Below are 13376 nucleotides of genomic sequence, written 5' to 3'. Positions count from 1 at the left end.
ACGGAAGCCATGAATGGCAGAAGACGTAGAGCCACACCTGATGCCCCTGGGCGGGTCAACCATACGAGGGGCTCACCCTGTCCCGCTGAACAACGTAGGGAAGATGTAGGCACGCTTGTCGAGTCTCGTCGCCACGGCCCGGGAGTTCTTCAACGCGTCAATCGTTCGCTCAACTTCGTTCCTGCGCTTGTAGATCGTCTTGTCGAAGCCAGCAGGTCGGCCGCCCCTGCTGCCGCGGGCTTGGCGGTTGGCCCGCTGGTTCTTCGGTTCGGTGATCGTGTGCTTGATCCGGCGCCGTCGCAGGTAGCGGCGGTTGCGGCGGGAGGAATACGCCTTGTCTCCGCCGAGATGATCAGGTCGAGTCCGGGGACGCCCACCGTCCAGCCGGGCGACACGGACGCGCTCCATGACCGGGATGAACTGTGGGGCATCACCCCACTGGCCCGGGGTGATCAGTAGAGCCAGTGGGCAACGACCACCCTCGCCGGCAAGGTGGATCTTGCAGGTCAGGCCGCCCCGGGAGCGTCCGAGCCCCTCGTCGGGGCGGTGCTGGCGGGGCGTGCGTCTTTCCCGGCAGCCGCGGGGCCTCGCGCCGGACACCCCGACCGCCGACATCCGCATCGGGTACGCCCGCTGCTCGACGCTCACCCACGAACTCCAGTCGCAGCTCAACGCCTTGGCCAAGCACGGCATCGAGCGCGACAAGGTGTTCTCCGAGAAGATCAGCACCCGCGTCCGCGTCCGGCCCCAGTTCGAGGCCGTGGGGCCACGGCCAAGGCGTTCTCCGCGGAACTCAACTCCGGGGCGTTCCGGGGGCGTCGAGGTCACTCGCGACCGCACGACCCGGGAGAGCGGCTTTGTCGGCAGCCCCACCTACCCCCTTCGAGGTTTGTGTTTCCTCCCTATCAGAACCTCCCGTCTCGCGTGCATACTGGAGGCCCAGAAAGTTACCGGGGGTACGCGGCCAACGGTCCGAGATTCTCCTCGGTCGGCACCAGAGCGGGGGGCTGACGGTGCGTCATCCTGTGGGGACGTCGGAGGACGTCACCCGAGGTTCCCTCCTCGGTCGGCACCCATGTGAAACATCGCGCGTGGCCCGAATCCCACACTTCTCAGGAGCCGTCTTGCACATACCGAAATATGTCACCGCCATCTGTGCCACCGCCGCGGCGACGGTCTTAGCCACCTCCACCCCCGCAGCAGCGGAGACCGGCCCCGAGCAGGACAATATCCTTCCCGCCATCGCCTATTCCATCCTCCACCTCGACATCGATCCGCCGGGCGCCAACGACTGGAACTGCCGTCCCAGCGCCACCCACCCGCGTCCGGTCGTCCTGGTCCACGGCACCTACGAGAACCGCTACAACAACTGGGCTCGGATGTCCCCCGAGTTGAAGGCCCAGGGCTACTGCGTCTACTCCCTCGACTACGGCGACACCGACGACGCCGGAGTGGCTCTCGCTCCCACCGTCAAGGGCTACGGAGACATCAAGCAGTCCTCCAAGGAGCTGGCCGCCTTCGTGGACAAGGTGCTCGCCGCCAGCGGCTCCGGCCAGGTGGACCTCGTCGGCCACTCCCAGGGCGGGACCCTGTCCCGCTGGTATCTCAAGGCCGACGGAGGCGCGAACCCGACCGACCCCTCGAAGAACAAGGTCAAGAAGGTCGTCCAGCTCGGCGCGACCAACCACGGCACCACCATGAGCGGCATCGAGACGCTCGCCGACGCGCTCCACATGCTGGGCGCCGGGGAGAAGCCCTTGGGGAAGGCGGGCATCCAGCAGTACGAGAAGTCCGACTTCATCAAGGAGCTCAACGCCGACGGGGACACCGTCCCCGGGGTCGACTACACCGTGATCGGCACGAAGTACGACGAGATCACCACCCCCTGGCAGAGCACGTTCATGACGGCGGGCCCCGGAGCAACGGTGCAGAACATCACCTTGCAGGAGGGCTGCTTCGTCGACTTCTCCGCCCATCTGAGCATGTCGTACAGCCCGCGTGCGATCGGACTGGTCAAGCGGGCCCTGGACCCCTCGGCCCCGGCGGCTCCCTGCGTGCCGAGGGCGCCCGGCTTCTGATTCCGCCCGGAAGGTCCGCCCTGGCCGATCTCGATCGTCGATCGGCGGCGGCTGGAACACGTACAACACCCTGTTCTAGGCGATGCGTTGCCGCTCGCGGTGCGCTCGGCCGGGATCCGGCTGAGCGCACCGCTGTTTTCCACGCGCCCGTGGAGCGGATGGAGACGAGCGCCCCGGCTTTCCAGCACGGTTTGGGTGTGGCGGCGGGTCTCGGCAAGGGACTCGACGAGGCCCAGGAAGTCCACTGCGCGACGTGCCATCACCTCGATGAGTTCGCCAAGGCGGACAACTTCGACCCGGAGACGGTCCCTTCCGACTTTGCGTGAACCACCTTCCGCTGCCGGGCTCGTGACGCCTGCGGGGCCGGGGGCGGCTTGATCGTCGAGGGTGGTGCGGGAAAGGATCGACGGGCCGTGTCGGCGCGAGGGGCCGACGGCGTACGAGAAGGACAAGGTGGGGCGGGATGAGCGAGCACGGCCGGCGGCGACGTCACCGTACGGTGGACCGGGTCGCGTGGATCCTGGAGGCCGCCGCGCGGGAGCCGGGCGGGGTGACCGTGGCCGAGGTGGCGCGGACGGTCGGGGCGCCGGCGAGCTCGGTGCAGGACCTGGTCAACGGCCTTGCCGCGACCGGCTTTCTGCTGGAGCAGCACGGGCGCTTCAGGCTCGGGCCCGCCCCGCACGTCCTCAACCTCATCGCCGGCCGGGTCGTCCCGCGGATCAGCCAGGCCGAGCTTGACGAACTGAGCCGCGTCGCGGGTACCCCGGTGCTGCTCACGGTGCGGGTCGGGCTCGACGCCGTGCATCTCGCGCGCGGCGGCGAGGACGAGATCCCCCGCCTCCTGCCGCTCGCCGACGAGCACATGGCCCGGCCGCTGCTGCGCACCGCCGCAGGCCGACTGCTGCTGGCCTTCACCGACGAGGCGGAGCGCCGTGGGCTGCTCGACGAGCTCGCCTGCCATGACCCCGAGGCGGTCGCGGAGTTCCGCCGCGCCCTTCCTGCGATCCGCGCGTCGCGCATCAGCCGCAGCGAGGGCCTGGCAGACCCCGAGGTCAGCGCGCTCGCGATCCCCGTCACCGAAGGCCCCGTCGTCACGGGCGCCCTCGTTCTGACGCACCGGCGCCGCGGCCGCTCGGAGCGGCTCAGTCTGGACCGGGCGGCGGCCCGGCTGCTCGCGCACATCCAGGAGGGGCGGACGTGACGTTCGCATCAGTTCACGGATATCCGTGAATGCGGGCACTCGTACGGTGCCGGGAACGAGCATCCCGGCATGACATCGAACACGCTCACCACGACCGGGCCCACGCCTCCGTCGTCCACCGGCGAGATGCTCTCCCGGCTGCTGCACACCCTCGGCGATCCTGATCCGGCCCGGGGAGCTGAGGACATCACTGTCGTCGGGGCCGATCCCCTACTGCCCTCGGTGCACCGCCTCGTCGATGCCATGTCGGCCGCGATCGGGGTCTTCGGGCGGCAGATGGCAGCGGTCGGCGAACAGCGCGGCCACCCGCACCAGAGGGTCCAGGTGCAGGCCGGGGCCGCGATCGACCAGCTCATGGCGACGTATCACACGACGCTCTCGGGGCGCCCGCTCGGCGCTCTGCTCGACGATCCGACGCTGCTCGGCAACAACGACTTCTACCGGGCGCGCGACGGCCGTTGGATCTTCATCATCACCACCTATCCGCATCTGCGGGACGCGGTCCGCTCCGTGCTCAGGTGCGGGCTCGACAAGGTGGGGATCGCGCGGGCCGCGGCCGACTGGGATGCCTTCACGCTGGAGGAGGCCATCTGCGCGCGGGGCGGCGTCGCCTGCGCGGTGCGCAGCCGGGACGAGTGGCTCGCGCACCCTGCCGGGCGGTATGTCGCGCGGCGCCCGGTCGTCGAGATCGACCGTGTCGGAGACGGACCGGCCCGGCCTCTGGAGCCGATCGGCGAGGCCGATGAGGCGCTCGCGGGCGTACGGGTGCTCGATCTCACCCATGTCATCGCAGGTCCCGTCGCGGCGCGACTGCTCGCCCAGTTCGGCGCCGACGTGCTGCACCTGTCGCGCCCCGACCGCCCCGACCCGATCCCGATGATCGCGATGACCGGCGGCGGCAAGCGCAACGCCTACTGCGACCTGCGCGACGCTCACGACCGTACGGCCTTCGATGACGCACTCCAGGACGCGGACGTCTTCGTGCACGCCTACCGGGGACTCGCCCGGCACGGGGCGTCGACCGAGGAACTCGTCCGGCGCCGCCCCGGACTGATCACCCTCGAATACCATGCCTGGGGCGCCGACGGGCCCTGGGGCGAACGCGGCGGGTTCGACCAACTCGCCTGCTCCGCCACCGGATTCGCCGTCGAGGAGTGGACCGACCGGCCGTCGCTGCCGCCGACGTACCTGCTCAACGACTACCTCGCCGCCTACCTCGGGGCCGCCGCCGTGGCAACGGTCCTGCGCCGGCGTGCGACCGAGGGCGGCTCCTGGCGGATCCGCGTGACCTTGGCCGGGGTGTGCCACTGGGTGCAGGCACTCGGTCTCCTTGCCCGGGAGGACGTCATCGACCTGCCCCGGCCCGGGCGTACGCCGCTCGCCGCGCTGTCGACCACCGAAACCGACTTCGGCCCGCTCACCGAACCGGCGACACCCTTCGCGTACAGCGGGCGCACGGTCCCCCAGCCCGGCCGGCGTTCCCCGCTCGGGTCTGCCGCGCTCCAGTGGCGCTAAGGCCTGTCGTCAAACTCCCGTCTGCCCCGGCACGGCACCAAGCATCCGCCGCCGCCCGTACCGCACCACCGTTCGCCCGCCCCACCCCCATCCCCAGGAGGCACCCGGAAGATGTCCGAGAAACCGACCGGCCCGTCCGGCCACGGACTCCTCGCCGGAGTCCGCGTCATCGAACTGGCCAGCGTGATCATGGCCCCGTACGCCGCTCAGCAGCTCGGTGACCTGGGCGCGGACGTGATCAAAGTCGAGCCGCCCACGGGCGACATGACGCGCCACTACCCGCCGCGACGCCACCCCGGCATGGGCGGCCCGGCACTCAACCTGAACCGCAACAAGCGCAGCGCCGCCATCGACCTCAAGGCCCCGCACGGCCGCGACGCCCTGCTCGCCCTGCTGCGCACCGCCGACGTCTTCATCACCAATGTGCGCCCACAGGCCCTGGAGAAGCTCCGACTCGGCTACGACGACGTCGCAGCCTGCAACCCCGACCTGATCTATGCCAACGCCCAGGGTTTCCGCAGCGACAGCCGCCTTGGCACCCACGCCGCCTACGACGACATCATCCAGGCGGCCAGCGGCCTGGTCTGGCTCAACCACCAGGTCTCCGGTCAGCCGCACTACGTTCCCACCGTCCTGGCCGACAAGATCTGCGGAATGCAGATCGCCCAGTCGGTCCTGGCCGCGCTGCACTACCGCGAGCACGGCGGCACCGGACAGCACATCGAGGTCCCGATGGCCGACACCATGCTCGCCTTCAACCTGGTCGAGCACCTGGGCGCGGCAACGCTGGAACCCGAGGGGGCATTCGGCTCGGCACGCTCGCTCAGCCCGCAGCGCCGCGCCCTGCGCACCGCCGACGGCTGGATGTGCATCCTGCCGCACAGCGACCGCAACTGGCGGGACTTCACCGCCTTCGTCGGCCGCCCCGAACTGGCCGCCGACCCGCGCTTCTCCACCGGCCCCGACCGGGCCCGCAACGCCGACGCGTTCTATCCGCTGCTCGCGGAGCTGACGCTGCGGCACACCAGCGCCGAGTGGCAGGAGTTCTGCGACCGGGCGGGCATCGCCGCCGCCCCGGTGCTCGACCTGGCCTCGGCCGCCACCACCGCCTACGCCCAGGAGGGCGGCCTGCTGTACGAGGCCGAGCACCCCACCGAGGGCCGCTACCGGGTCATCGGCAACCCGGTGCGCTACTCGGCCGACCCCAAACCGCGCCTGCGGCCCTGCCCGGCCATAGGCCAGCACACCGACGAGGTCCTTGGCGAAGTCGGCTTCGACCCCGCCCTGCTGCACCCCGCAAACTGACCGGATTCCCTCACCGGCAACAACACATACCCACCGCCGATTCACCAGACCGGAAGCGAATAAGCCATGTCTCCTTCGACGCTTTCACCGATCGCATTCCCTGATGTCGCCCTGCCCGAATCGGCCCGCAGACTCCGCACCGAGGTCCGCGCGTTTCTCGACGAGGAGCACGCCCGCGGCACCGTGCTCGGCCGCCCCGACTCCTGGCTGGCCGGCTGGGATCCCGACTTCAGCCGCCGCCTCGCCGAGCGCGGCTGGGTCGGTATGGCCCTGCCCACCGAGTACGGCGGCGCGGGCCGCGGCTTCCTGGAGCGCTACGTGGTGATCGAGGAACTGCTCGCCGCCGGCGCCCCGGTCAGCGCCCACTGGGTCTCCGACCGGCAAGCCGGCCCGTCCATCCTCCAGCACGGAACCGAAGAGCAGCGCCGCTTCTTCCTGCCGAGGATCGCCGCCGGGCAGTGCTTCTTCTCCATCGGCATGAGCGAGAAGAACAGCGGTTCCGACCTGGCCTCGGTCGCCACCCGCGCCGAACGCACCGCCGACGGCTGGCGGCTGACCGGCACCAAGATGTGGACCGGCGGCGCCCACGTCAACGACTACGCCATCGTCCTGGCCCGCACCGACGAGGCCGAGGACAAGCACGCGGGCCTGAGCCAGTTCGTCGTCGACCTGCGCGCCCCGGGCGTACGCATCGAGCCGATCCACCTGATGAGCGGCGAGCACCGCTTCAACGCCGTCCACCTCGAAGGCGTCGACGTCCCCGACGGCATGCTGCTCGGGCGGCCGGGCGACGGCTGGAAGCAGGTCACCGGCGAACTCGCCTTCGAGCGCAGCGGCCCGGAACGCTACCTGTCCACCTTCCCCCTGCTGGCCTCCCTGCTCCGCGAACTCGAGCAGCGCCCGGCCACGGCCGAACAGCTCACCCAGGTCGGCATCCTGACGGCCCGTCTGCACAGCATCCGCCGCCTGTCCCTCGGCGTGGCCGCCGCGCTGGACGCCGGGGCGTCGCCCGATATCCAGGCCGCCCTGGTCAAGGACCTCGGCACCCGCCTCGAGGGCACGCTGACCGACACCGTCCGCAGCATCCTGCCGACCCCGGCCGACCCGCACGCCACCCCCGGCACCCACCCCGAACTGCTCGCCTTCGCCCAGTTGCACAGCCCCGGCTACACGCTGCGCGGCGGCACCAACGAAATCCTTCGCGGCATCATCACTCGCGGTCTGGAGCAGCACCGATGAACACCCACACGATCGACACCGGCGCCCCCGTCGTCCCCGCCGACGCCTACGACACCGCCACCTTCTACGCCGACGCGGACTCCATCGCCACCGTCACCAACACCACCGCCTCCGATACCGTGGCCCTCCCGTCCCCGGACGCCGCCACCGCCGAACTCCTCGCCGCTGTAAAGGAGGCGGGACGCCGCGCCGTCCCCGGGCCGTTCGCCGAAACCGCCCTGGTCGCCCGCCCGCTGCTGCACCGCGCCCATCTCCCCGTCCCCGACGGCCCGCTCAGCTACGCCATCGCCCCCGAGCTCACCGTCCGTTACGCCCACCCGGCCGCCTCCGCCGTCGGCTCGGCGGGATGCTCCGGCGAGGACAACACCCTGCTGGTCACCGGCGCCCTCCGGCGCGTCCCCTGGGCCCGCGCCGCCACCGCCGTGGTCGTCCTGGCCACCGCCCCCTTCGGCCCCGTCCTGTTCACCCTCACCCCCGACCAGGCCGCCCTCACCCCCGGCGCCAACCTCGCGGGGGAACCCCGCGACGACCTGCACCTCGCCGCCCTGGAGATCCCCGCCTCCCACGTCCGCAGGATCTCCCCCGAACTGCTCGACGAGGCCCGGCTCCGCGCGGCCCTGGCCCGCTCCGCCCTGATCGCCGGAGCCGCCGAACGCTGCGTCGACCTGACGGTCGCCCACACCACCGCCCGCACCCAGTTCGGCCGCCCCCTCAGCCGCTTCCAGGCCGTCAAGCAGGAAGAGGCACGGCTGATCGAGGAGGCCGCTCTGGTCCGCGCCGCCGTCCAGGCCGCCGCCGTGCCGCTGGACACCGGCGGGACGGCCGCATACTTCGCCATCGCCGCCGCCAAGACCCAGGCATCCGCCTCGGCCGCCGAGATCGCCCGCATCGCCCACCAACTCCACGGCGCCATCGGCATCACCCAGCTCAACCCCCTCCACCTCGCCACCACCCGCCTGTGGTCCTGGCGCGACGAGGACGGCGACGAAACCTACTGGGCCCCCCGCCTGGCCCGCCCCCTCACCGCCACCACCCTCTGGCCCACCCTCACCACCACACCCTGACCCCTCGCCGCCGACCTGCCTTGCCGCCGACCGGCCCAGTCCGGTCGGCGGCGAGGCAGCTCTCCCTGGCTTGGGGTGGTGTCACCGGGTTCGCAGGAATCGACAGACTGCTGATCAGGGCATAACCACCCCACTCTTTCTGATCCCCGCAGGGCTCTGGCGGGCTTACCGTCCGTACGACGGAGGCTCATCGAGACTTCGCCGACCACACGCGATGTACCCCGCCCCCGGGCAACAAGAGCGGGGAGCAGGAACCCTGTTCTCCACGTCGCTTCGCCACTGAGTGATGGGTCTGGCTCCCGGCTGCATCGCGGCGCGGCAAGGAAGAGGTTCCCCCTGACGGGGCGCTACCGTCATGAGAGTGACAGGAATCAGTGCCGACCGGCGGTGGTCCGAATCCATGCCGGCAGCCTATGAGCAGTACCTCGTGCCTGTGGTCTTCCGGCCCTTCGCCGAGGACCTGACCGCCCGGGCGGCGGCACTTCACCCTCGGCGCATCCTCGAACTCGCCGCCGGGACTGGCGTGTTGACAGCGGAGCTGCTCGCAGCGGCACCCTCGGCCGAGGTGACAGCCACCGACCTGAACAAGGCCATGGTCGCCTTCGGGTCGACCCGGGCCCCGGGCGCGGTGTGGCGGCAGGCCGACGCGCAGCTGCTGCCGTTCCCGGACCAAGGCTTCGACCTGGTGGTCTGCCAGTTCGGCGTGATGTTCTTTCCCGACCGCATCGAGGCCTTCACGGAGGTCCGCCGGGTGCTGGCACCGGGGGGCCGGTTCCTGTTCAACACCTGGGGCCCCTTCGAAACGCACGCCTTCGAAGTCGCGCTGCAAGCCGGACTGGAGCGAGCCATGCCGGTCGACCCGCCACGGTTCTTCCAGACGGTTCCGCACGGCTACGCCGACCCCGATCTCGTGGCCGCCGACCTGGCGGCCGCCGGGTTCGCCATCGAGGACCAGCAAGAGCTGACCCTTCAGGGCCGAGCCACGTCGACCGCCGACCTCGCCACCGGATACCTCACCGGGACACCGGTACGCGCGGCCATTGAGGAACGCGGCGACGAACCGGCCGTCCGAGCCACCGTCATCGAAGAGATGACAGCCCGCCTGGGCCCCGGGCCCGTCACCGCCCCCATGACGGCCTACGTCTTCCGCGCCGCAGCCTGAACGCAGGACACGCCCGCGCAGAGAATAAGCATGAGCCGACCTCGACGGGGCGCGCCGCACGAACGTCTGCTGCTCATCAGGCAACATTCGCCCTGGTGACGGCCTTGAATGAGGGCTGCCATGTCAGCCGGATCGAGGTCGGCACTCTGCGCGACCGTGTCGTTCCTGTCCGGACTGCGCGGTGACGTCGATGCGACAACGCTGCGCTGTCGCCATGCCGATCGGCTCCGGAACCAGCGCCGCCGACGTTGCCGACACCGGCACCGTAGAGTGGGAGAAGCCGTCTCGTGGAGGGCGCCGGTCAGTGGGTTTGATCGTGACTGGGATCGGCGTCGGGCAGCTCCGTTTAGGCTGAACTTGTGTTTAACCGACTCAAGATAGCCGTGTTGCCGCCGGGGCCCCGGTGGGCGTGTCAGGTTCGGTTCTGGGTGGATGGCTGTGACGTGGTGGAGGCAGCGGTCTACGAGGGTGGGCGCGGACCGTTTGCCGCGCACGTGTTGCAGACGGACCGGCCGAGTCCGCTCGCGGCTACCAACAAAGCCCGCCGCCTCAGGCTGGGCGAACCGGAGTGCACCGGCGGCTGCTGCGGATTCCTGACCGCTGTCGTGCAACGCCGCGGTGGTCTGGTGGTCTGGTCCGGCTGGGAGGGGCCACGCCAAGATCACGTGCCGCCTGATTTCCACTTTGACGCGGAGCAGTACGACGCGGAACTCGCCCGCGCTCTCGCGGACCGGTGGTGGGACATCTACACGGACCGCGCCTGGCGCTCGCCAACCCGAGCTGACGACACGGGGTTCTGAGCTGTGTCGGGTCCATGCGCGAGAAGTTCAGTGAGATGTCGGTACAGGTCAGGGACTTGTTACTTGGGACGGTTCCGCCCCGGGTGAGGGCTGAGCGGGAGCCATCACCGGTCGTACGACCGCGACAGTCTTTCCACTGTAGGAGCAGTAGCGAGTGCCGGTAACCGCGCCCGACTTCATCAGCAGCTCGTTGCCACCTGGCAGGTAGAGCGTGGTGCCGGTGGAGTCGGTGTGGGTGCGGCGGTTTCCTTGGAGGAAGGCCTCACTGTACGCGCTTGGGCCCAGAAGCACGGACGCTTCTTCCTCCCTCTCCCCCGACCCGCCACCGCCGTGTGGGAAGGCACTGGAGGACATCGCCCCCGGCTGGTGCCCGGTCTGGTCGGTGGGCTGGCAGCGGGCCGTTACGCTCGCCCAACTCCACCTCCACAACGGCGGCACCCTGCCCACGGAGGCGGACAGGGCGTGGTCCAGGGCAACGACCTCGGTAAGCGGATCACCACGCAACGCACGGGGTGGGACGCCCTCCACACTGCCCAGCAGTACCTGCTCCGGAGTGCTCCGGGGCCTTGAGGCCGCCGCCGAGGACGAGCTTCACAGACAGCCCGCCAGAGCGGCCACCTTCGATGACGAATGGGCACTCAACCTGCAAACAGCACGGGCGTTCCACGCCCGCGAAGACCACCTGAACGTTCCCAGAAAGCACATCGAGGCACTGGAGCAGCCAAGCACCGACGATGCCCGGGCGGGCACTGCGGAGCCCGGGGAGGTCATGCTCGGGACAAGCTCACCGCACAGCGCCGGGCAGAGCTGGACGCACTCCGCATGCGGTGGACCACGGCGGCACGGACAGCGAGGAAGGCGACCCGGTGAGTGCGGACGCGTACACCAGCACTCCTGTGGACCGGGCAGCGCAGGGCATACGGGAGGGTGTCGAGGGACGCGGCCCTGGCGGTCGCGGTGCAGTCGTACGCCGCGCTCGCCCGGGCGGCGGGGCGCTACGAACCGGCGGAGACGGTGCTGCGCCGTGTTTCCGCGATGTGGAGGTCGATATAGCGGGTCAGGATCACTGCGTCCTGAGTGTCGGCGGCCCGGAAGGAGATACGGCGGAGCAGGCCGACGTTGTCGAGGGCGACGCCTTCGCGAGCAAGGACGAAGACGAGGGTGAGGAAGGCGGAGCGGGCGTTCCCGTCGTCGAAGGGGTGGAAGAAGCACACGTCGAGATAGGCGCGTGCGGCCCGGGCGGCCAGGCGGAGCGGCGTTCCGTTGCCCTTGGCGCTCTCGGCCAGACAGGCGTCGAGGCGGGAGTGTGTGTCCGAGGCGATGCCGTAGCGCTCCCGGCCTCCCTTGGCGAAGGCGGGCAGGGAGCGGAACGCCGGCAGGCGAGGTGTACCCAGGACGTGCTGCTGCCAGCCCTGAAGCAGTGCGAAGTCGAGGAGGGCGCCGCGCGCCGCGTCGGCCCGGAGCTGTCCGAGTGCGGCGAGCAGACCCTCCGCGCGGGCGGGGTCCAAGGCGCCGTCGAAGGCGCGGATGTCTTCGGCGGCGCCGTCGCGCCTTGGCGTCACCGGTTCATGCCCTCCACGGTCCTGGGCCTCGTGCCAGGCCACCGTTTCGCGTACGGCAAGCCACCGCTCCAGGTGGTCGATAGCAGGCTGAACAGGCAGCCGCGGCCGGTCGTCCGGCGACAGCCTCTGCGTGACGCGCTCCGCGACGTCGTCGACCAGCACCGTGTCGGGGCCGCTCCAACTGCGGAACCGCCCGCCGATCGCCTCGTCCACGAGCCCTCGCGCAACGTCCGGCGCGACCCCCCAACGGTCGAGGAACCAGGTGAGCACCTGTCGGCAATGCCCGTACCAGCCGCTGCCGCAGCCGGTGCGGTCGACGACCTGCAGGATCAGATTCCGGACGGTGCGCTCCCACAGGATCCGCTGGTCCTCGATGCCGTCGAGGTCCAACGGGTAGGCCTCGAACCACCCGGCGAGGCTCTCCAGCCATGACCGCCACTCGCAGAGCGCCGCGATGACCCGGTCCAAGGTCTCCTGCGGGGTGGTGACCGAGTCGCGCGGGCAGCACCAGCTCCCCACAGGCCCGCCGTCGAAGTCCCCTTCGTCGTGCGCCCACCGCCAGCCCACGGCCCAGCGGCCGTAGTGCTGCATCAAGGCATACGACATGGCATCCGCCCAGAGCTTGGCCTCGCCCCAGCTCCAGTCACTCATCGCGGGATCGATGAGAGGCACGTCCGGGCGGCTGGGTACGCAGCCGGCGGGAGCCAGCGAGCGCACCACTTCCGCCGCCGTCTCACTGTTGAAGCTATGCCGCGCGGGGTCCACCTCGTCCCAGGTCAGATCGCGAGGCCACAGGGGAGAAAACACCGCGTAAGCCTGCCACGCCCACCCCGCTCCCAGGCAAATGGATTCTGCACAGCACGAGCCGCCGGGGCGGCCGACGAGCGCTTGTAGGTGTCCGTCCTCCCGCAGTCACCTCACCACGCGCAGGCCACCGGCGAGATCCGGCGCAGGGGACGTCGAGGACGGGCCCGGCGTCCACCTAGAGGCGCTTCCGTATGGCGATGACATGAGTGCCCTGCCTCGGTACAGCCACCGCACACGACCGCGCCAGCCTCGCAGAGTTCGACCGCCGCCGAAAACAGTCCTCCCGTCTCACGCCTCCACGCGAGCGTCACCAACGTCATGGCCAGCACCGCCTAGGACGGATCTAGGACGAAGCAAGGATGCATGTTCGTACCCTCCGTGTTGTTCAGCCCGTTCTGGCGCGACGAAAGGAACAGCGACAAAGCCTTCGGGCAGGCCCCGAATCCGCCCTCGGTCATCACGTCGGCCGCCGGTTGATCCAGATCTCCGCAGGTGAGTACGCCACAGGGATGGCTGCCGGAAGAGCTGCCGGTTCTTCTGCCGGTCGTTCTGCTTGGTCGCCGCTGTGGGCTGCTGCCGATCACCGTCACCGCCAACCATGGCCAGCGTGGACTCGTCACCTCGGGCAAGCCGTAGCCGCGGC

At 70.3% G+C, this 13376-nt stretch carries 12 protein-coding genes; 10 read left to right on the top strand and 2 right to left on the bottom strand.

Annotation, left to right across the window (positions count from 1 at the left end):
* Positions 1-72 precede the first annotated feature (72 nt).
* A complete protein-coding gene (locus tag IE252_RS36240; RefSeq protein WP_506417300.1) occupies positions 73-729 on the bottom strand; it encodes an IS5 family transposase in 657 nt (218 codons plus the stop codon).
* Here IE252_RS36240 and IE252_RS44400 point away from each other — a divergent pair.
* From IE252_RS44400 to IE252_RS36190, 10 genes are all read left to right on the top strand, one after another.
* Positions 677-1081 (top strand): hypothetical protein, encoded by a 405-nt coding sequence (locus tag IE252_RS44400; RefSeq protein ID WP_506417299.1) that lies wholly within the window; start codon positions 677-679, stop codon positions 1079-1081. The two genes, IE252_RS36240 and IE252_RS44400, sit on opposite strands and share 53 nt — an antisense overlap.
* A gap of 43 nt (positions 1082-1124) precedes the next feature.
* Complete coding sequence (locus IE252_RS36230; protein WP_190093729.1) at positions 1125-2078, top strand: esterase/lipase family protein; 954 nt, start codon at positions 1125-1127, stop codon at positions 2076-2078.
* A 158-nt stretch (positions 2079-2236) separates the two neighbouring features.
* A complete protein-coding gene (locus IE252_RS36225; protein ID WP_190093728.1) occupies positions 2237-2404 on the top strand; it encodes a hypothetical protein in 168 nt (55 codons plus the stop codon).
* 137 nt (positions 2405-2541) lie between these two features.
* Complete coding sequence (locus IE252_RS36220; RefSeq protein ID WP_190093727.1) at positions 2542-3279, top strand: helix-turn-helix domain-containing protein; 738 nt, start codon at positions 2542-2544, stop codon at positions 3277-3279.
* A 69-nt stretch (positions 3280-3348) separates the two neighbouring features.
* On the top strand, positions 3349-4794 hold the full coding sequence (locus IE252_RS36215) for a CoA transferase (RefSeq protein WP_190093726.1): 1446 nt from the start codon (positions 3349-3351) through the stop codon (positions 4792-4794).
* A gap of 111 nt (positions 4795-4905) precedes the next feature.
* The gene (locus IE252_RS36210; RefSeq protein WP_190093725.1) at positions 4906-6099 is read left to right on the top strand and encodes a CaiB/BaiF CoA transferase family protein; all 1194 of its coding nucleotides are present in this window, start codon (positions 4906-4908) and stop codon (positions 6097-6099) included.
* 66 nt (positions 6100-6165) lie between these two features.
* Positions 6166-7338 carry an acyl-CoA dehydrogenase family protein gene (locus tag IE252_RS36205; protein ID WP_190093724.1) on the top strand — a complete coding sequence of 391 codons (1173 nt, stop codon included), beginning with the start codon at positions 6166-6168 and terminating at the stop codon, positions 7336-7338.
* The gene (locus IE252_RS36200; RefSeq protein WP_190093723.1) at positions 7335-8402 is read left to right on the top strand and encodes an acyl-CoA dehydrogenase family protein; all 1068 of its coding nucleotides are present in this window, start codon (positions 7335-7337) and stop codon (positions 8400-8402) included. The genes IE252_RS36205 and IE252_RS36200 overlap by 4 nt, the downstream gene beginning before the upstream one ends.
* 400 nt (positions 8403-8802) lie before the next feature.
* Positions 8803-9564, top strand: coding sequence for a class I SAM-dependent methyltransferase (locus tag IE252_RS36195; protein WP_190093722.1), 762 nt, complete (start codon positions 8803-8805; stop codon positions 9562-9564).
* Between the two features lie 443 nt (positions 9565-10007).
* A complete protein-coding gene (locus tag IE252_RS36190; protein ID WP_229849011.1) occupies positions 10008-10364 on the top strand; it encodes a hypothetical protein in 357 nt (118 codons plus the stop codon).
* 995 nt (positions 10365-11359) lie between these two features.
* Here the strand turns inward: IE252_RS36190 and IE252_RS36185 are convergent.
* The gene (locus IE252_RS36185; RefSeq protein WP_308434594.1) at positions 11360-12577 is read right to left on the bottom strand and encodes a cell filamentation protein Fic; all 1218 of its coding nucleotides are present in this window, start codon (positions 12575-12577) and stop codon (positions 11360-11362) included.
* Positions 12578-13376: the final 799 nt, after the last annotated feature.

This window comes from Streptomyces melanogenes (assembly GCF_014649795.1).
GTDB lineage: Bacteria > Actinomycetota > Actinomycetes > Streptomycetales > Streptomycetaceae > Streptomyces > Streptomyces noboritoensis.
The sequence above is the reverse complement of the archived record's forward strand: the minus strand, read 5'-3'. Positions and strand labels throughout refer to the sequence as shown.

Bases quoted from the DNA above. Each gene is read 5' to 3' on its own strand.
- IE252_RS36210 (WP_190093725.1), top strand. From the start codon at position 4,906: ATGTCCGAGAAACCGACCGGCCCGTCCGGCCACGGACTCCTCGCCGGA.
- IE252_RS36225 (WP_190093728.1), top strand. From the start codon at position 2,237: ATGGAGACGAGCGCCCCGGCTTTCCAGCACGGTTTGGGTGTGGCGGCG.
- IE252_RS36200 (WP_190093723.1), top strand. From the start codon at position 7,335: ATGAACACCCACACGATCGACACCGGCGCCCCCGTCGTCCCCGCCGAC.
- IE252_RS36215 (WP_190093726.1), top strand. From the start codon at position 3,349: ATGACATCGAACACGCTCACCACGACCGGGCCCACGCCTCCGTCGTCC.
- IE252_RS36185 (WP_308434594.1), bottom strand. From the start codon at position 12,577: ATGAGTGACTGGAGCTGGGGCGAGGCCAAGCTCTGGGCGGATGCCATG.
- IE252_RS36220 (WP_190093727.1), top strand. From the start codon at position 2,542: ATGAGCGAGCACGGCCGGCGGCGACGTCACCGTACGGTGGACCGGGTC.
- IE252_RS36195 (WP_190093722.1), top strand. From the start codon at position 8,803: ATGCCGGCAGCCTATGAGCAGTACCTCGTGCCTGTGGTCTTCCGGCCC.
- IE252_RS36205 (WP_190093724.1), top strand. From the start codon at position 6,166: ATGTCTCCTTCGACGCTTTCACCGATCGCATTCCCTGATGTCGCCCTG.